The sequence below is a fragment of the Geomonas diazotrophica genome (genome assembly GCF_019063885.1).
Taxonomy (GTDB): domain Bacteria; phylum Desulfobacterota; class Desulfuromonadia; order Geobacterales; family Geobacteraceae; genus Geomonas; species Geomonas diazotrophica.
The window spans coordinates 1,226,486-1,244,595 of the sequence record NZ_CP077684.1 but is presented as its reverse complement, the minus strand read 5'-3'; the positions used below and the strand labels follow the sequence as shown (position 1 = coordinate 1,244,595).

Here is an 18,110-nt window from a genome sequence, read left to right as displayed (position 1 = left end):
TTACGGCAGGCCGAGCAGGTGCTTCAACCTCCCCGACGACGAGGTGAGCAGGGCCAGGTGCACCCGGTCCCCATGCTGGAACAGGGTCCCCGGGGTTGGGATGAGCGTCCTCCCTTCCCTGGTGACGGCGACGACCAGGATCTCCCCCACGAGGGCCAGTTCCCGGACGCTGCGACCCGCCAGAAGCGGCGGCAGGTCGACCTGCACCAGCTCCACCTCCCCCCCTCCCAGGCTCTGCACCGGTTCGACCGGCGAGTAGCAGAGGAGCTCGACGATGCGGCTCACCCCCCAGGTGACGTGCGAGATGGTGGGGAGCCCCAGGCGCCGGTAGGCTTCGGCCTTCCCCGGGTCGTACAGGCGCGCCACCACCCGGGGGACCTTGAACAAGAGGCGCGCCGCCCGCGCGCTCACCACGTTCACCTCGTCGCTTGCCGTGAGCGCGGCCAGGGCGTCGGCCCTCTCGATCCCCGCACGCAGCAGCACCTCCCGGTCGAACCCCGCCCCGACGACCCTGGTCCCGTCGAATGAGGGGGGCAGCCTCTCGAAGGCCGCCTCGTCGCGGTCCACCACCGCCACCTCGTCCCCGCGCCGGGAGAGCGCCTCGGCGAGCGCACCCCCCAGCCTGCCGCAGCCGATCACTATCATTTTCATGTTGCACCTCCAGGTGTCCCCTTGGCCGCACGCCTCGCCTCCCTGCTTCTTAGCCACCATTTGCGTCCCTCCTCGGCGAGGAAGAGGAGCAGGGGGTAACAGGCGATCACCCCCCAGAAGCGGGGGGGAAGCGCCGCCACCTCGAAGAGGCGCTGCAGCGGGGGAAGGTAGACCAGGGCAAGGCAGAATAGAAGCTGGAACGCGATCCCCGCCAGCAGGAAGCGGTTGCCGAACAGGCCGATGCGGAACACGGAGAACCGCTCGCTGCGACAGCAGTAGGCGTTCCCCGCCTGCGCCCCGATCACCCCGGCGAAGAACATGGTGCCGGCCAGCACGTAGACCCTGCCGTCGTGGGAGGCGAGGCGCTCATGGTAGGGGACGAGATCCAGACGCGGCAGGTGACTCAGATCGCTATAACCGTAGCTCCCGTACAGCAGGAAGAAGCCGGTGAAGCAAAACAGGGCCATCAGCGACCCGAGCCAGACGAGGGCCCGCAGCAGCAGCGCCCGGTTCACCAGCCTCTCGCTGCGAGGGCGCGGCGGCCGCTCCATGATCCCCGGCTCCGGGGGCTCCGTGCCGAGGGCGAGGGCCGGGAGGAGATCGGCCCCGAGGTCGATGGCGAGCACCTGCATCACGGTGAGGGCGAGGGGCACGTTGAGCGTGATCTGCAGGATGAAGGGCCAGGCCTCGACCATGTTGCTGGTGAAGATGTATGTGACGAACTTCCTGATGTTGGAATAGACGGCCCGCCCTTCCTCGATGGTGTTGACGATGGAGGCGAAGTTGTCGTCGAGGAGGATCATGTCGGCCGCCTCCTTGGCGACGTCCGACCCGGAAAGTCCCATGGCGACGCCGATGTCCGCCTTCTTGAGGGCCGGGGCATCGTTGACACCGTCGCCGGTAACCGCCACGATCTCGCCCCTTTGCTGCAGCGCGCTCACCACGCGCAGCTTGTGCTCGGGGGAGACGCGGGCGAAGATCACCTCCCCGGCGAGGACCTGGTCCAGGGCGCCCTGGTCCATGGCGTCCAGCTCGACTCCGCTCACCAGCCGACAGGTTTCGTCCCGCCCGAGCACGCCGATGCGCCGAGCCACGCTCTCCGCGGTAAGGCCGTAGTCGCCGGTCACCATCACGACCCTGATCCCGGCGCTGTGGCACTTCTGCACCGCGCTGGCCACCTCGGGGCGGGGAGGATCGTTCATGGCGACCAGCCCCAGCAGGGTGAGCTCCCTTTCCACGCTCTGCGCCGTGTAATCCGTGAGGTCCCCCGGCAGGCTCCGCTCGGCGACGGCCAGCACGCGGTACCCCTGGCGTGCGTAGGCATCCACCTGCCCGAGCACCTCCCGCAACAGGGGAGGCTCCAGGGGGAGCGTTGCCCCGTCCCGGGCCAACGAACTGCAAAGGGCCGCCACCTCGGCCGGCGCCCCCTTCACGAAGGCGGTCTCCCCCTCCCCCTCGCGGTGCACGCTGGTCATCCTCTTGCGCACGGAATCAAACGGAAGCTCGCGCAGCCGGGGGAGGAGCGCCCCCTGCGCCTCGGGATCGATCCCTCCCTTGCGGGCGGCGACGATGAGGGCCCCCTCGGTGGGATCGCCGATGATGCACCAGGGCTCCGACGCCTCCTTCGGCTCGACCAGGCGGGCGTCGCTGCAAAGGGCCGCGGCGGTGAGCAGGCGCTTGAGGCCTGCGGCGGGGGCGCCGCCCCCGCCGATCTCCCCCCGCGGGGCGTACCCCACCCCGGAGACCTCCTGCACCGCTGCGTCCACCCAGAGTTCCCGCACGGTCATCTCGTTCTGGGTCAGGGTCCCGGTCTTGTCGGTGCAGATCACGGTGCAGCAGCCAAGGGCCTCGACGGAGGAGAGCTTCTTCACCAGGGCATTGCGCTTGGCCATGCGCTGCACGGCCATGGCCAGGGAAAGCGAGACCGTGGGGAGGAGCCCTTCCGGCACGAAAGCGACCACCATGCCGACCGCGAAGATGAAGCAGGTGTGCAGCTCGCGCCCAAGCACCGCGACCGAGAGCACGAAGAAGAGCGTGCCGACGGCAAGCGCCAGCGCGGTGACCACGCGGGTCATCCGGTCGATCTCGACCTGCAGCGGCGAGGGGGTGTCCGAGGTCGTGGTGGCGAGGTGGGCGATGCGGCCGAACTCGGTGCTCATCCCGGTGGCGCATACCACGGCGCTACCGGTCCCGGCGACGGCGGAGGTGCCGGCGAAGACCAGGTTGGGGAGTTCGGTGCGGGAAAGGGGCTGCCCGGTAATCGGGTCCGCGGTCTTCCTGGCGGGATGCGCCTCGCCCGAGAGGGTGGACTGGTCCACGCGCAGGTCCCACTCCTCGACCAGCCTCGCGTCGGCCGAGATGCGGTCCCCCTGGATCACCCGCACCAGGTCCCCCGGGACCAGCTCCGCCGCCGGTATCTGGCGTTCCTCACCGTCACGCAGCACGTTCGCCTGGGCCGGCAGGAGTCTTTTCAACGCCTCCACCGCCTGCTCGGCGCGGTGCTCCTGCCAGAACGAGAATACCGCGTTGATGAAGATGACCGCCCAGATGGCAAAGGCGAGCTGCGGCATGCCGCCCAGGTAGGCCATGACGCCGCCCCCCCAAAGGAGCAGCGCCATCAGGTGGGTGAAATTGGAGAGAAGTTTCAGGTAGAGGGGTTTTGCCGCGGCGGCGCGGATCGCGTTGGGGCCGTAGCGCACGAGCCTCGCCGCGGCCTCCTGCGAGGAGAGCCCGGCGGCGGAAGTGCCGAGGGCGGCGAAAAGCTCCGGCACCGCGAGCTCGTGCCAGGGGAGGTTGTCGGGGAGTTTTTCGGGAAGCTTGTCTTGAGCGCCGTTCATCGTCACGCCCCGGCCCACCGCCGTTCCGGGGCCGAGATCACAGGGACATGTCAGAAAGAAAGCGGACGCTTCAACTGTAATGGCAATTAGAGGGGAGTCAAATGGGCTTTCATGTGAAAGGGGCGCCTCCTCTCAGGGCGCGGGGAGGGTAAAGCTGAACACCGATCCCTTCCCCTGCTCGCTCTCCACCCGCACCGTGCCGCCGTGGGCCTGCACGATGTGCTTCACGATGGAAAGCCCGAGGCCGGTGCCGCCGTTGTCGCGGCTTCTCGCCTCGTCCACCCGGTAGAAGCGCTCGAAGAGGCGCGGCAGGTCCTTCTCCGGGATGCCGATGCCGCTGTCTCGCACCGAGATGCGCACCAGGTCCCCCTCGCGGGAGGCGGAAAGCTCCACCTTCCCTCCCGCCTCGCTGTACTTGATGGCGTTGTCGAGCAGGTTGATGAGGACCTGCTCCAGCCGGGCACGGTCGGCCTGCACCTGCAGCCCCTCCGCCACATCCGAGTAGCCCAGCGCCACCCCCTTTTCCTCGCCGCGCTGCGCCACGAGGAGCATGGCGTGCCGCGCCGCGTCCGCCACCGCGATCCGCTCGGGCTTCAGGGCCACCTCGCCGCTCTCCAGCTCCGAGAGGGCCAGTAGGTCGCGCACCAGGCCGGAGAGCCGCTCGGCGTGGTTCAGGATGATCTGCAGGAAGCGCTCCCCCCGCGCCGGGTCGCTGGCCAGGGCACCCGAGAGGAGGGTCTCGGCGTACCCCTTGATCACCGTGACCGGCGTTCTCAATTCGTGCGAGACGTTGGCGACGAAGTCGCGGCGGATCCGCTCCACGCGCTTCAGGGCGCTGATGTCATGGAAGACCGCCACCGCGCCCGCAAGCTCCCCCTCGTCGAGCAGCGGCACCCAGTGGACCAGGGTTTCCCTCCCGCCGGGAAGCGAGATCTCCTGGTGCCGCTCCCGCCGCTCGGAGAGGACCTCCCGGCAGGCGGCGTGCAGGTCCGGGTGCCGGCTGATCTCCAGCAGCGGCCTCCCCTGCACCTGCTCCCCGGTGCCGAACAGGGCGCGAAAGGCAGGGTTCACCAGGGTGACCACCGCATCCGGGTCGGTCACCATCACCCCCTCCCCCATTCCCTCCAGGATGGCGTCCAGGCGCCCTTTCTCCGAGGAGATCTGTTCCAGTTGCTGCCTGATCCTGCCCGACATCTCGTTCATGACCCGCGCCAGTTCGCCCAACTCGTCGTTGCTGCTGATGGCGATCCGGGTGCCGAACTCGCCGCGCCCGATCCGGTTGGCGCCGGCGGCGAGCTTCGTGAGCTTGCGGGAGTTTATGTTGGAGAGGAAATAGGAGAAGAGCAGGGAGGCCAGCACCGCCACCGCCAGGGTTGCGCCGAGGCTCCTTCTCAGGCGCTCCTTGGCCAGTTCCAGCTCCGAGAGCGGCAGCGCCAGGCGGATCACCCCCTGGTCGCCGAAGGACGCGGCGACGTAGAGCATGTCGATGTGCAGGGTCGCCGAGTAGCGCACGGCGCTGCCGATCCCTTCCCGGAAGGCCGCCATCACCTCGGGGCGGTGCCCGTGGTTCTCCAGCCCGGACCACTGGCCGGGCTCGAGCCCGGAATCGGCCACCACGCGCCCGTCGCCGGCGATCACCGTGACGCGGGATCGGATCGCCTTGGCCAGCGACGTCGTCAGTGCCGGCGCGTCGCGGTCGAGGTCGCGGATCTCCTTGAGCGCCATGAGCGAGGCCACCCGCGCCTGGTCCTGGAGGTGCTCCCGGGTGTCCTTGGTCATGGAGCGTTCCAGGCTCCCGGAGAGGTAGAGGTAGAGCCCCGCGCCCAGGAAAAACACGAGGGCCAGGTAGGACGCCATCAGCTTCCAGCGGAAGCCCCCTCTCATGCCTCCTCCAGCTTGTAGCCGAAGCCGCGCACGGTCTTGATCATCTCGCCGGCCGCCCCGAGCTTGGTGCGCAGTCGGGTCATGTGGGTGTCGACGGTGCGGGTGTCTCCCAGGTAGTTGTAGCCCCAGACGTTCTGCAACAGGAGCTCCCGGCTCTGCACCCTCCCCAGCCGCTCGGCCAGGTTCATGAGGAGCTTGAACTCGGTGGAGGTGAGCTGCACCTCCTCGCCGGCGACCTCGACCCGGTGCCCCTCGGTATCGATGTGGAGCACGCCCAGCGTGAGCTGCGCCGACTTTGGTGCCTGCTCGCTGCTGCGGCGCAGCACGGCGCGCACCCTGAGCATCAGCTCCCGGGTGGAAAAGGGCTTCACCACGTAGTCGTCGGCCCCCATCTCGAAACCGACCACCCGGTCGATCTCCTCCCCCTTCGCGGTGAGCATGATGATGGGGATGGAGCCGGTCTGCTCCCCCCCCTTGAGCAGGCGGCAGACCTCGGTCCCCAGCATCCCCGGAAGCATCAGGTCGAGCAGGATCAGGTCGGGCCTGTGGCGGCGTGCCTCGTTGAGCCCCGAGTTTCCGTCCCCCGCGATCAGGCAGGTGTACCCCTCCTGTTCCAGGTGGAAGGCCACAAGTTCGGCCAGGTCCCTCTCGTCCTCTATCACCAGTACTGTCGGCATGCGTGGTTCCTCTCGCGGGCTCTCATGTGAATTGGCAGACAGCAGCATATTTAACGACTCCGCACGGGATGTCAACGATTATGCACCCATGGAGCGCGGAGGACGCAGAGAAAGCCCGCCCGGGAGGGGCCGGGTCCCCCGCATGGGATCAGGCGCCCGCGGTTAAATTGGTGTTTTTTAACTTTGCTCGGTTATACTGCACCAATGTGTTTTTCCGAGCGAGGCTGCCCATGAGCCCGGAATCGTTCGCCATCGAGTACGCGGAGTACGACTGGCGGCTCCAGGGAGAACCGCAACGCCAGAGCCAACCCGCTCGCGGCACCGCCGCGGCGCAAGGAGCGTGAGATCTGGAGGACCCGGCATGAGACAGGCGAGCGTGGAACGGATCGAGGTCAACTGCTATCGCATCCCCACCGAGGAGCGCGAATCCGACGGGACCTACCGCTGGGAGGATACCGTCCTGGTCGCGACCCACCTGTACTCCGGGGGGGAGAAGGGGTTCGGCTACAGTTACGCCTCCCCCGCGGCGGCCACCCTGATCAAGGACAAGCTGGCCGACCTGCTGCGCGGGCGCAACGCGCTGGACATCGCCGGCTGCTGGGTCGCCCTGACCGGGGCGCTGCGCAACCTGGGCCAGTCCGGCATCGGCATGCTGGCGGTCTCGGCACTCGACGCCGCCCTCTGGGATTTGAAGGCCCGGCTCCTCGGGGTGCCGCTGGTCTCCCTCCTGGGGGAGGCGCGCGAGCGGGTGCCGGTCTACGGCAGCGGCGGCTTCACCTCGTATCCCGTCGACAAGCTGCAGCGGCAGCTATCGGGCTGGGTGGGACAGGGGATCTCCCGGGTCAAGATGAAGGTGGGGCGCGACGCCAAGGCGGACCCGGAACGGGTGAGGGCGGCCCGACAGGCGATCGGGGCGGAGGCGGAGCTCATGGTGGACGCCAACGGCGGCTACAGCCGCAAACAGGCCCTCGCCCTCGCCGCAGGCTTCGCCGCCGACGGGGTGACCTGGTTCGAGGAGCCGGTGCCGCACCGGGACCGGGAGGGGCTGCGCCTGGTGCGCGACCTGGCGCCGGAGGGGATGGAGATCTCGTCGGGGGAGTACGGCTTCGACCTCCGCTACTTCCTGGACATCCTGCGGGACGGCTGCGTCGACGTGCTCCAGGCCGACGCGACCCGCTGCGGGGTGACCGGGTTCCTGGAGGCGGCCGCCCTCTGCAGCGCCTGGGGCCTCCCCATGTCGTCCCATTGCGCGCCGGCCCTGCACCTGCACCTTTGCTGTGCCGCGCCCCCCATTCGCCACCTGGAATACTTCCACGATCATGTCCGCATCGAGCGGATGCTTTTCGACGGGGTGATCGAGCCGTGGCACGGCACGCTTGCGCCCGACCTGGAGCGGCCGGGCCACGGCCTCGCGCTCAGGGTTGCGGAGGCCGAGAGGTTCGAGATCTGACGCCCCAGAGGAGGAGCGATGAGCGAAGCAGAAAGAAAGGGAGACCAGATGCTGAACGCGAAGGCGCTCGAGGCCGACCTGCGCGCCGTGGTTGATGGCGAAGTCCGTTTCGACAGCACGAGCCGCGCCCTCTACGCGACCGATGCCTCCAACTACCGCCAGGTACCGGTCGGCGTGGTGCTACCGAGAACCACCGACGCCGTGGTCAAGACCATCGAGGTCTGCCGCCGGCACGGCGCCCCGGTGGTCTCGCGCGGCGGCGGCACCGCCCTGTGCGGCCAGACCTGCAACGTCGCCGTGGTGATCGACCACTCGAAGTACCTGCGCGGCATCCTCGAGATCGACCCGCAAAAGAGGATCGCACGGGTGCAGCCGGGCGTGGTCCTCGACCAGTTGCGCGACGAGACCGAGAAGTTCCACCTGACCTACGGGCCCGACCCCGCCACCCACGACCACAACACCTTCGGCGGCATGATCGGCAACAACTCCTGCGGCATCCACTCGGTGATGGCGGGGCGCACGGCGGACAACGTGCTGGAGTTGGACCTGGTCACCTACGACGGGGTGCGCATGACCGTCGGCCCCACCAGCGAAGAGGAGCTGGAAAGGATCATCGCAGAGGGGGGGAGGCGGGGGGAGATCTACGCCGGTCTGCGCGAGATCCGCGACCGCTACGCCAGGGATATCCGCCGCCGTTACCCCAGGATCCCGCGCCGCGTTTCCGGCTTCAACCTGGACGACCTCCTCCCCGAAAACGGGTTCAACGTGGCGCGGGCGCTGGTGGGAACCGAGGGGACCTGCGTCACCGTGCTGGAGGCGACCGTGCGCCTGGTGCACAGCCCGCCGTCGCGCACCCTGCTCGTTTTGGGGTACCCGGACGTCTACAGCGCCGCCGACGACATCGGGGCCCTGATGGAATTCGCACCGGTCGGTCTGGAGGGGCTGGACGAGCTCCTCATCAAGTTCATGAAGAAGAAGAAACTGCACCCCGAGGACATCGAGCTCCTCCCCCCGGGGAAGGGTTGGCTCCTGGCGGAGTTCGGCGGCGACACCAGGGAGGAATCAGACCGCAAGGCGCGCCAGGCCATGAAGAAGATCGGCAAGCGGGACGACCCTCCCAGCATGAAGCTCTTTTCCGACAGCAAGGAGGAGAAGATGGTCTGGGAGGTGCGGGAATCGGGACTCGGCGCCACGGCCAACGTCCCGGGGGTGCCGCTTGGGTGGCCGGGATGGGAGGACGCCGCCGTCCCGCCGGAAAAGGTGGGGCCGTACCTGCGCGATTTCCACGCCCTGTTGCAGGAGCACGGCCTGATCGCCTCGCTCTACGGCCACTTCGGCGACGGCTGCATCCACTGCCGCATTTCCTTCGATCTCTTCACGCACCAGGGGGTGCAGAACTACCTGGGCTTTCTGGACAAGGCGACCGACCTCGTGGTCCGCTACGGCGGCTCCTTCTCCGCCGAGCACGGCGACGGACAGTCCAAGGCGATGTACCTGGAGAAGATGTACGGCCCCGAACTCCTGGAGGCGTTCCGGCGCTTCAAGGAGCTCTGGGACCCGGAGTGGAAGATGAACCCGGGCAAGGTGGTGGAGCCCTTCCGTCCCGACCAGAACCTGCGGCTGGGCCCCGAATACACCCCCTGGCAGCCGGAGACCCGCTTCCGCTTCCCCAACGACGACGGCAGTTTCCCCCGCGCGGTTCTGCGCTGCGTGGGGGTGGGCAAATGCCGCCGCACCCACGACGCCTTCATGTGCCCGAGCTTTCTGGCCACCCTGGAGGAGAAGCACACCACCCGGGGGCGTGCGCACCTGCTCTTCGAGATGTTCCGGGGGGACTTCGTGGCCGACGGCTGGCACAGCAGGGAAGTGCTCGAATCCCTGGAATTCTGCCTCTCCTGCAAGGGGTGCAAGACCGACTGCCCGGTCAACGTCGACATGGCCACCTACAAGGCGGAGTTCCTGCACCACCACTACCGGCACCGGCTCCGCCCGCTCCCCGCCTACTCCATGGGGCTCTTCGGCATCTGGGGCTCCCTGGGCGCGAAGATGCCGGCGCTCGCCAACTTCATGGGACAGGCACCGGTGCTCTCGGGGATCACCAAGGCGTTGGGCGGCATCGCCCCGGAGCGGAGCATGCCCCGCTTTGCAGATGAAAGCTTCACCTCCTGGTACAAAAGCGGCAGGCACGGCGGCCGCAGCGAGGGGCGGCGCGTCGTCCTCTACCCCGACATCTTCAACGACTGCTTCTTTCCCGAGACCCTCAAGGCGGCCTTCGAGGTTTTGACCCGCTACGGGTACCAGGTAATCGTCCCGAAAAAGCGCCCCCCCGTCGTGCGCCCCCCCATCGACTACGGCATGCTGGCCTACGCCGGGAAGAAGATCCTCGAGGCGGTGCGACTGCTGAGCCCCTACGTGCGCCAGGGGATCCCGGTGCTGATCCTGGAGCCGAGCACGGCCGCCGTGTTCCGGGACGAGCTGTCCGAGCTCTACCCGCAGCACGAGGATGGCAAGAGGGTCACCGGCCTCACCGTCACCCTCTCGGAGTTCATGAAGAAGGAAAGTCTCACCCCGCCCAGGCTTTCCGGGACCATCGTGTACCAGGCCCACTGTCACCAGAAGGCGCTGTTGAAACCGGAGGCCGCCCACGAACTGTTCAAACAGATGGGGCTTACCGTGGTCGAGCCGCAGCAGGGGTGTTGTGGCATGGCGGGCTCGTTCGGCTTCGAGAAAGGGAAGTATGACATCTCCATGCGCATCGCCGAGATGGGGCTTCTCCCCGCAGTCAGGCAGGCCTCGTCCGGCGACTACATCGTTGCCGACGGTTTCAGCTGCCGCACCCAGATTCTGCAGGCGACCGAGCGAAAGCCGCTGCACCTGGCCGAGTTGCTTCTTCTCGCCCTAAACCGCCGCCGGTAACCGCCCCACCTGGGATGCGGGCCGTGCGGTCCGCATCCCTCCCCTATTCCCGTCCACCTTATCGATTCCCCGTCTCCATTACCCATTCTTCCCATTCTTCCCATGTCACGATTCTCATGCTTCCCATCGCCCCATTTATAGTGTAAACTTTTTTTACCGAACGATCGTTCGGCCACTAAAGGACTGATGCCTCACTCCCGGCAGTTGCAGCATGAAACGGTGAAGCACCCGCCCGCAATGTCACAACGAAAGAGAGGAGTAAGTCATGCCATCGAAAGCAAACACGACGGTAAGGATGTTCGGCCTGCTGCACACCTTCAGGAAAGACCGCGGTCTTCCTTCCCAGGCCGAGGTGACGGTTCCCGAGGAGGGATGTCCGGCGGAGGCGATAGCCCGCGACCTCGGGCTTCCCATGGAGAAGATCGAGGCGGTCTTCGTTAACCACAAGGCCTACAGCCTGGAGCACGAGGTGCATCCGGGCGACCAGGTTGCCTTCGTCCCCACCGGAGTCCCCGGCCCCGGCCGCATGATGCTCGGCATCCGCCACGCCCAGCAGAACTAGCTCACTCCCCAGTCACATCCGCTTCTCTTGACAGGGGGCGCCGAAAGCAATCGCGGCCGCCCCCTTCTTTCATCTCCGATTCTTTTCACAGCCACTGCTTGCGACATCTCCCGCGGTTCATCCACCCCCCCGGTAGATTCATCGATCTTCCCGGCGCAAGCAGTCATGTCTGCCCGAGGAAGCGGCGCACCCGCTCGTCAACCACGGGAGCGACCGGAACGGCATCCTTCTTCGCCATGATCAACACCCTGACGTTGGAGCCCAGATCATCGTCCAGCAGCAGCCCTATGATGATGTTGGCGTCGGGATGGACATTCTCGTGCACCACTCTCGAGGCATCGTCGAAATCGTCCATGGTGATATTGGTGGAACCTTTCACGCAGACCAGAAAAGCGCCGTGCTGGCTCGGCTCCCCCCCCTGTTCCCGGATACTTTGCACGGCCTTTTCTGCAGCCAGTGCCGCCCCCCCTTTCCCGCCGGCCAGTCCCACACCGAGGCAAGTCTCGCTGCTGCCGTCGCGCAGTATCGCCACCACATCCGCAAAGTCGATGCAGATCAAGCCGCGCTCGGCGATGATCCGCGTTAAGTCCTCGATCATGGTGGTTGACAAAAACTCCTCCAGGGCAAGCTCCGCCATCATCCGGGGGGCATCCGGGTACAGCGGTTTCAGATTTCGGTGCGAAACGAGGAACAGCGCATCGACCAGTTGCCCCACCTCCCGCAGGGTTCCCAACACCTCCGGAGTGGAAGCCAGAGATGATCTGGGCACCACGGCCACGCACAAGCGCACAGAGGACAACCCACGTGCGACGGTTGCGGCACGCAGGGTATCACCGGCGACAGTGACATCATCCATCCCGCTCACCACCACGACCAGGTCCACCGGTGGCATGGCCCGCTCCTCAGCCGCGAGGTACGACAACGGCTCCAGGAGTGGGAGCCGTTGCATCAATCTGCCGATCATCCGTAGGCCGCTGGGCCCCGCTGCGGCCACCCCGACGCGTGCCCCCAGCTCCGTTTCAGGCTCTATCCTCATCTCGACGCCTCCTTGTCACGATCAGGATATCCTGCCCATACGTCAAGAAACGTCGCACCAGGCGCCGAAGGTGCGGAGCGCCCAAACCCCAGCGTCACAATCCCCGCAGCAGGAGCTACAACGGCTCCCAGAGGGACGCTTCTTTTTGATAACTGGGCTAGCATAGAGCCAGCAGTTGCGCTGGGAACCCAGAGGGACCGTACCCTAGCCGGCGCTACTTGAGAAAACTCCTCTCGGCATCTGCAACAAGTTCAGCAAATAAGGGATGAGCGTTGCGCAGCTTTTCCAAGGCATCTGCTATCGGCTGCAAGGCGTCTACGATCGTATCATTTGCGTAAGCATCAGCCAGGGCCGTTGCATCAACCTTAAACGGTATAAATAACTTACCATTGCTCGTCTGCCTGAAACCTATCCCGATCAGGCTGTCGTAGTTCCGATGATTCTGGCAGAATTTCTTCAAGTCCCCGACCTTCGGATTTCCTATGTACTTTCTTTCGAGGGCAAAGCTGAACCCGGCCTGCGTCGCCGTTATCCCCAAAATCGGAGAAATGTGGTACAGGTATTCATCGAGCACTTTCCCATCGTTAATATAGTCAAGGCAGTAATAAGCTTTGAAGTCTTCCTTGGTTCCATCCTCCGCCCACTCCAGCGGAGCGAACCACACCTCATCTTCCTCCCAGAGGTCGAAACTACCCGTCCACTTTTCATGCTGGGCGGGCTTTTCGATCAGGGCGCTGATCTCAGAATAAACCGCTGGTCCGACACTGTCTAAATATTCGCGAAAGACCTCTTCAAAGACAAACATGCTCTTAATGATGAGACTTCCAGCTTCTTTGCTGCCCATGGGACCTCCTAGAATCCGGTAATATGTTGTGCAAACTGGGAAAGTAATGACCTTGAATTGCTGCCAGGGGTAAGCAACCTCGCCTGTGCCCTAAAGACATGCGCAACATCTTGCCAGGTGATATTGACTAGGAATGGGTCTTGGATACTGGCCCGTTTCCCTGGCAGAGTCAAAAACAACACTCCGTAAGGGCGCCCTCCTCCTTTTTGTCGCGCGATTTTGAGGTAACGCTTCAACTGGTCGTTAGTCTCTGCAGCGTAAACCTTCACCTCAATAAACAGGAGGAAAGCTTCCCCCTCAATTTCTATGTCCACCCTGCTGGTGCGGTCGCCGGACGCACATGATTCCACATGCACCCAATACGGTTTTGCACGGACCTTCTCTGAAGAAGGGAACCCGGCAGGCATATCAACAACGGCATCAAGTATAAGAGAGAGCAACTGGTTGCCTTGTCCGTGCGCTGCATGACAGTCGAGAAACCAAGCCAGAACCGAACTGACACGCACCTCGTCAGCCCCAAGGCCTGCGGCTTCCCACACGTTAGCAGCCTTGCCATCCCTTCGTTGGACCTGAAGTTCCCTTAAGAGGGGTGCAAAATCTGAGAGAAAGCTTTTTAGAGCAGCCATGTTCAGCGGTCTGACTGGTGCATCCAAGTGCCGTCGCTGACACGAGTTCCACTGTTCCACAAAGTTCGATAGGCTGGAATAAAGATCATCTTTTTGCCGCGGTGATTTCCATTGATCGAGGAAAACAGTGAGGTCCGCTTGAATCATTGACCCTCCATGAATTGCAGGCTGAGGCGGCTTTGTCACGAGGCAGGGTGCCGGTCACTATCTCATCGTCTCATCACCCGAACGGCTTAACTTTTATTCTAGCCCTGCCTCCTGCGGAAAAAGGTCAGTGGCTTGATAAGGTTAGGTCTCTGCCATCTATGAAATGCTCTGCGTTATCTCATCCGTCCCACCCGCTCCTCAAGTAGTGATGGCGGGACCGCGACGGATGCATGTGGCCTCGCCGGATTTCCTCAGATTCTCTCCGTGGCCAACGGTTTTCGGTTTGCTAGAATTGCAGATTTCCCCGGATTTTCTCCGTGGCTAATGGTTTGCGTCTTTGGTCGTTCGCCGTGTTGTGGTACCGTTGCTGCCCATGAAGACGTTTCTTGTCCCGCATCTCATCTGTCCCACCTGCCTCCCCAAGGAATACCCGCTAACCGCAACCATTGTGAGACCTTCACCAGCGAGACCCTCCTCGCCGTCCGCTGATCCTCTGCCCCCTGCCTCCTTTTTCCGAGAAGACTTCCCCATTAATCCGCTGTTTTGGTGACTTCCCCGGATTTTCTGTCAGTCGTGCCCAAGCGGAACCCCGCAACCTTGCGATTTTCTCCGTTGGCCAACGGTTCTCCCTTTGCTAGACTTGAACCTCGTGTTTTTGATTCCGGTCGCATGAGGTGCCGACATGCCCAAGGGTAGCGAGATGGATGCCGTCGTGGTGGGCTCCGGGCCGAACGGTCTGGCCGCCGCCCTGACCCTGGCCAAAGCCGGCCTCTCGGTCACCGTCGTCGAGGGATCCGCCACCATCGGCGGGGGAACCCGCAGCGAGGAACTCACCCTTCCCGGTTTCCTGCACGACGTCTGTTCCGCAATCCATCCCCTCGGCGTCGCCTCCCCCTTCTTCAAGTCGCTTCCCCTGTCCGAACACGGCCTGGAATGGATATACCCGCAGGTGCAGCTCGCCCACCCCCTCCCCGACGGGGAGGCCGCCCTGCTGTTTCGGGACCTCGACGAGACCGCCTCCCTCTTGGGACGGGACGGCTCTTCCTACCGCCGGCTGTTCGCACCGCTCATCGAGCGCTGGGACGACCTTGCCCCGGACCTGCTGGCCCCCCTGCACGTCCCCCGGTACCCCGTCCCCTTCGCGCTCTTCGGCATGAAGGCGCTCCTCCCCGCGCAGCTGCTGGCCCGGCTCGCCTTCAAGGATCCCCCCGCCCGCGCCCTCTTCGCCGGGATGTCCGCCCACGCATTTCTGCCGCTGCAGCAACCGCTCTCGGCGGCCTTCGGCCTGATCCTCGGGACGCTCGGGCACGTGGCCGGCTGGCCGGTCGCCAAGGGGGGCTCGCAGAGCATCGCCGCCGCCCTGGCCTCCTGCCTCCGCACGCTCGGGGGTGTGATCGTCACCGGCTGCCCGATCAAAAGCCTCGCCGACCTCCCCGCGGCCCGCATCATCCTTTTCGACGTCAGCGAGCGCCAGTTGGAATCCATCGCCGGGTCACGCCTTCCGGCCGGCTACCGTCGCAGGCTGCAGCGCTACCGCTACGGCCCCGGCGTCTTCAAGATCGACTGGGCACTGGACGGGGCGATCCCCTGGACGGCGGCCGGCTGCCGGCGCTCTGCCACCGTCCACGTCGGCGGGACCGAGGAGGAGGTCGCCCGTGGCGAGAAAGAGATCTGGCGGGGGATCCATCCCGAGCAACCGTTCGTGCTGGTGGCACAGCCCACCCTGGTGGACCCCTCGCGCGCGCCGGACGGAAAACACACCGCCTGGGCCTACTGCCACGTCCCCCACGGCTCCACCTTCGACATGAGCGACCGCATCGAGTCCCAGGTGGAGCGCTTCGCACCCGGATTCCGGGACCTCATCCTCGGGCGCCACACCCGCAACTGCCTGGAGTATGAAACATACAATGCCAACATCATAGGAGGGGACATCAACGGCGGGGTACAGGACCTGCGCCAGTTCCTGGCCCGCCCCACGCTCCTGGCGCCGTATCGGACGCCGCTTCCCGGCGTTTACCTCTGCTCCTCGGGAACGCCCCCCGGCGGAGGCGTGCACGGCATGTGCGGCTACCATGCAGCGCGCCTCGCTCTCGCGGATTTGAAGTAACCCGAAAGCGGTTACGCGAAGAGCGCCAAAAGAAAGGCGAAACCGGCAGGTTTTGCAGTTCCTCGCGAAGGATTTTTCTCCGCGTGCTTTGCGGATACTCCGTGTTCTTTGCGCAACCGCTTCTGGTTTCTTTCCTCCCGCGGAGGACTTATGAGTGACGACGGTTACTGGATCATCCGGCTCATGCTGCAGCGGGGACTGGGCGTCATCTACCTGATGGGTTTCCTGGCAGCCTTGAACCAGTTCCGCGCCCTGTGCGGCGACCGCGGCCTGGAACCGGCGCTCCCCTTCATGCGCCTGGTCCCCTTCCGCGAAGCGCCGAGCCTCTTCTACTTCCTGCGCGGCGACCGCGCCTACCTCCTCTTCTCGCTGCTCGGCGTTTTCCTGTCGCTGCTCGCGGTGACCGGCATCTCCGAGGCCGGCGGCACCGTCTGGTCCATGGCGGTCTGGTTACTGCTCTGGGGCATCTACCTTTCCTTCGTGAACATCGGGCAGACCTTTTACGCCTTCGGCTGGGAATCGCTGCTCCTGGAAGCCGGGTTTCTGGCCGCCTTCCTCGGCCCCTCCAGAGTCGAGCCGGGGTGGGCGGTGATCTGGCTCTACCGCTGGCTCGCCTTCCGCGTCATGTTCGGCGCGGGGATGATCAAGATGAGAGGGGACAGCTGCTGGCACGACCTCACCTGCCTCGATTACCATTTCGAGACGCAGCCCATGCCCAACCCGCTCAGCCGGCTCTTCCACCGCCTCCCTCCCCCCGTGCACAAGGCGGGGGTGCTCTTCAACCACCTGGCCGAGCTGATCCTCCCCTTTCTCTTCTTCGCCCCCCAACCCGTCGCCGGGATCGCCGCGGCAGGCTCGCTCCTCTTTCTCCTCTCCATCATCGTGAGCGGCAACTTTGCCTGGCTCAACTGGCTTACCGCCGTCATCTGCCTCACTCCCCTGGACGGCTCCCTCATCGCAACCCTCCTCGCGGTGCGCCCCCCTCCGCTTCTCCCCCAGCCGCCGCTGTTCCAGGCGCTCACCTGGGGGCTCGTGCTCCTGGTCGCGGCGAAGAGCGTACAGCCGGCCCGCAACCTCTTCTCCAGGCGGCAGATCATGAACACCTCCTTCGACCCCTTCCACCTGGTCAATACCTACGGCGCCTTCGGCAGCATCACCAAGGAACGCTACGAGATCGTGCTGGAGGGGACCGCAGCGGAAGACGCCCGGGAGGAGTCGCAGTGGCGGCCCTACGAGTTCCGCGGTAAGCCCGGCGCCCCATCCCGCATGCCGCCGTTCGTGGCACCATACCACCTGCGCCTGGATTGGCTGATGTGGTTCGAGGCGATGCCGTCGCAAGGGGGGCACTCGCGCTGGTTCGTGCAGTTGGTCATCAAGCTGCTCCAGGGGGACCCGCAGACCCTGGGGCTCCTGCGACACAACCCCTTTCCGGAGGCGCCGCCGCGTTTCATCCGCGCCCTTTACTACCGCTACAGCTTCGGTGACAGGCAGTGGTGGGACCGGGAACTGGTCGGAGAATACCTGGTGCCGGTTTCCCTGGAGCACCCGGTTTTGAAGCAAGTGCTTGAAAGGTATCGAAGAAGGCTGGAAAGCTAGCCGCCGGCTCGCTGCAACCGCCAAGTTGCACGGGGGGTGATCTCCCCTGGACCCGGCCTCTCTTGTAGCGCAGAAAATGTTACCGGCTAATGCCTTAGCCGTTGCCGGCGTTGTATTAACAAAATATAATCACCTTATCGGTGCACGACTGACGGCAGCAAAGGAGGTCATCGATGAGGACCAGAATTCTCGCCGCGGCAGTTCTGATGCTGTTGCTTTTGCCGGTATCCTCGCAGGCCCATCTCTACGATTACGAGTACGTGGGAGTCCCCTTCGACTGGTTCGGCGGAACCACCTACAGCCCCGCCAACCACGTCACCATCTCGCTTCTCACCGACCATCCCCTGAGCTATGGCGAGCGAGGTTTCGCCGAAAACCAGAGCTCGGAGATGATCTCCTTCATCATGTCGGACGGCTACCAGACCCTGAAGCTTAGCGACGACTGCAGCTCGGAGCTGCAGATCTTCGACGGACTCAAAGTTGACGGGACCCCCATCGGCTGGTGGATCTGGCTGGAAGACGACCTGCGCGCCGTCGGCAACACCGTGTACTCCGAGAATTCCCCGGACGGCTCCTACGACATCGGCATGAACGGTGCTGATTTCGGCCGGAATTTCAACGACGGGACCTGGACCGTGTCCGTGAAGTGCGGCGACCCCAGTCCCGTCCCCGAACCCTCCACGGCACTGGTGATGGCCGCAGGCGTGGCCGGGATGTGCGGGGCCACCTGGTGGCGCAGAAAAAGCACGCGCTGAAAAAGTCCGCGACGAAACCGAA

At 65.0% G+C, this 18,110-nt stretch carries 13 protein-coding genes; 6 read left to right on the top strand and 7 right to left on the bottom strand.

Annotated features, from left to right (window positions below):
* The 4 genes from KP003_RS05470 to KP003_RS05455 form a co-directional block, all read right to left on the bottom strand.
* Entirely contained in the window at nt 1-651 is a 651-nt protein-coding gene (locus KP003_RS05470; protein ID WP_216500496.1) for a potassium channel family protein, read from the bottom strand.
* Nucleotides 648-3,488, bottom strand: a complete 2,841-nt coding sequence (locus KP003_RS05465) for a cation-translocating P-type ATPase (protein WP_216790983.1) — start codon at nt 3,486-3,488, stop codon at nt 648-650. Before KP003_RS05465 ends, KP003_RS05470 begins: the two co-directional genes overlap by 4 nt.
* Before the next feature lie 132 nt (nt 3,489-3,620).
* A complete protein-coding gene (pnpS, locus tag KP003_RS05460; RefSeq protein WP_216790981.1) occupies nt 3,621-5,372 on the bottom strand; it encodes a two-component system histidine kinase PnpS in 1,752 nt (583 codons plus the stop codon).
* A complete protein-coding gene (locus KP003_RS05455; protein ID WP_216500501.1) occupies nt 5,369-6,049 on the bottom strand; it encodes a response regulator in 681 nt (226 codons plus the stop codon). Before KP003_RS05455 ends, pnpS begins: the two co-directional genes overlap by 4 nt.
* Before the next feature lie 361 nt (nt 6,050-6,410).
* On the opposite strand from KP003_RS05455, the gene KP003_RS21465 reads away from it, so the two are divergent.
* The 3 genes from KP003_RS21465 to KP003_RS05440 all read left to right on the top strand — a co-directional run bounded on the left by KP003_RS21465 (nt 6,411) and on the right by KP003_RS05440 (nt 10,977).
* The gene (locus KP003_RS21465) at nt 6,411-7,499 is read left to right on the top strand and encodes an enolase C-terminal domain-like protein (protein ID WP_216790979.1); all 1,089 of its coding nucleotides are present in this window, start codon (nt 6,411-6,413) and stop codon (nt 7,497-7,499) included.
* A gap of 18 nt (nt 7,500-7,517) precedes the next feature.
* Nucleotides 7,518-10,415 (top strand): FAD-binding and (Fe-S)-binding domain-containing protein, encoded by a 2,898-nt coding sequence (locus KP003_RS05445; RefSeq protein WP_216790977.1) that lies wholly within the window; start codon nt 7,518-7,520, stop codon nt 10,413-10,415.
* A gap of 265 nt (nt 10,416-10,680) precedes the next feature.
* On the top strand, nt 10,681-10,977 hold the full coding sequence (locus KP003_RS05440) for a MoaD/ThiS family protein (RefSeq protein WP_216500505.1): 297 nt from the start codon (nt 10,681-10,683) through the stop codon (nt 10,975-10,977).
* A 163-nt stretch (nt 10,978-11,140) separates the two neighbouring features.
* Here KP003_RS05440 and KP003_RS05435 read toward each other — a convergent pair whose 3' ends face one another.
* The 3 genes from KP003_RS05435 to KP003_RS05425 all read right to left on the bottom strand — a co-directional run bounded on the left by KP003_RS05435 (nt 11,141) and on the right by KP003_RS05425 (nt 13,630).
* Nucleotides 11,141-12,013, bottom strand: a complete 873-nt coding sequence (locus KP003_RS05435; RefSeq protein WP_216790975.1) for an FtsZ/tubulin family protein — start codon at nt 12,011-12,013, stop codon at nt 11,141-11,143.
* Nucleotides 12,014-12,227: 214 nt separating this feature from the next.
* Nucleotides 12,228-12,857, bottom strand: a complete 630-nt coding sequence (locus tag KP003_RS05430; protein ID WP_216500507.1) for a hypothetical protein — start codon at nt 12,855-12,857, stop codon at nt 12,228-12,230.
* 8 nt (nt 12,858-12,865) lie between these two features.
* On the bottom strand, nt 12,866-13,630 hold the full coding sequence (locus KP003_RS05425) for a PDDEXK-like family protein (protein ID WP_216790974.1): 765 nt from the start codon (nt 13,628-13,630) through the stop codon (nt 12,866-12,868).
* A 682-nt stretch (nt 13,631-14,312) separates the two neighbouring features.
* On the opposite strand from KP003_RS05425, the gene KP003_RS05420 reads away from it, so the two are divergent.
* The 3 genes from KP003_RS05420 (at nt 14,313) to KP003_RS05410 (ending at nt 18,088) form a co-directional block, all read left to right on the top strand.
* Nucleotides 14,313-15,737 (top strand): phytoene desaturase family protein, encoded by a 1,425-nt coding sequence (locus KP003_RS05420; RefSeq protein WP_216790972.1) that lies wholly within the window; start codon nt 14,313-14,315, stop codon nt 15,735-15,737.
* A 150-nt stretch (nt 15,738-15,887) separates the two neighbouring features.
* Nucleotides 15,888-17,333, top strand: a complete 1,446-nt coding sequence (locus KP003_RS05415) for a lipase maturation factor family protein (RefSeq protein ID WP_216500511.1) — start codon at nt 15,888-15,890, stop codon at nt 17,331-17,333.
* A gap of 173 nt (nt 17,334-17,506) precedes the next feature.
* A complete protein-coding gene (locus KP003_RS05410; RefSeq protein ID WP_216790968.1) occupies nt 17,507-18,088 on the top strand; it encodes a PEP-CTERM sorting domain-containing protein in 582 nt (193 codons plus the stop codon).
* The last annotated feature ends 22 nt before the right edge of the window (nt 18,089-18,110 follow it).

Excerpts from the sequence above, each read along its gene's own strand:
- KP003_RS21465 (WP_216790979.1), top strand. The coding sequence starts at position 6,411 with ATGAGACAGGCGAGCGTGGAACGGATCGAGGTCAACTGCTATCGCATC.
- KP003_RS05445 (WP_216790977.1), top strand. The coding sequence starts at position 7,518 with ATGAGCGAAGCAGAAAGAAAGGGAGACCAGATGCTGAACGCGAAGGCG.
- KP003_RS05470 (WP_216500496.1), bottom strand. The coding sequence starts at position 651 with ATGAAAATGATAGTGATCGGCTGCGGCAGGCTGGGGGGTGCGCTCGCC.
- pnpS (WP_216790981.1), bottom strand. The coding sequence starts at position 5,372 with ATGAGAGGGGGCTTCCGCTGGAAGCTGATGGCGTCCTACCTGGCCCTC.
- KP003_RS05430 (WP_216500507.1), bottom strand. The coding sequence starts at position 12,857 with ATGGGCAGCAAAGAAGCTGGAAGTCTCATCATTAAGAGCATGTTTGTC.
- KP003_RS05420 (WP_216790972.1), top strand. The coding sequence starts at position 14,313 with ATGCCCAAGGGTAGCGAGATGGATGCCGTCGTGGTGGGCTCCGGGCCG.
- KP003_RS05410 (WP_216790968.1), top strand. The coding sequence starts at position 17,507 with ATGAGGACCAGAATTCTCGCCGCGGCAGTTCTGATGCTGTTGCTTTTG.
- KP003_RS05465 (WP_216790983.1), bottom strand. The coding sequence starts at position 3,488 with ATGAACGGCGCTCAAGACAAGCTTCCCGAAAAACTCCCCGACAACCTC.
- KP003_RS05435 (WP_216790975.1), bottom strand. The coding sequence starts at position 12,013 with ATGAGGATAGAGCCTGAAACGGAGCTGGGGGCACGCGTCGGGGTGGCC.
- KP003_RS05455 (WP_216500501.1), bottom strand. The coding sequence starts at position 6,049 with ATGCCGACAGTACTGGTGATAGAGGACGAGAGGGACCTGGCCGAACTT.
- KP003_RS05425 (WP_216790974.1), bottom strand. The coding sequence starts at position 13,630 with ATGATTCAAGCGGACCTCACTGTTTTCCTCGATCAATGGAAATCACCG.
- KP003_RS05440 (WP_216500505.1), top strand. The coding sequence starts at position 10,681 with ATGCCATCGAAAGCAAACACGACGGTAAGGATGTTCGGCCTGCTGCAC.
- KP003_RS05415 (WP_216500511.1), top strand. The coding sequence starts at position 15,888 with ATGAGTGACGACGGTTACTGGATCATCCGGCTCATGCTGCAGCGGGGA.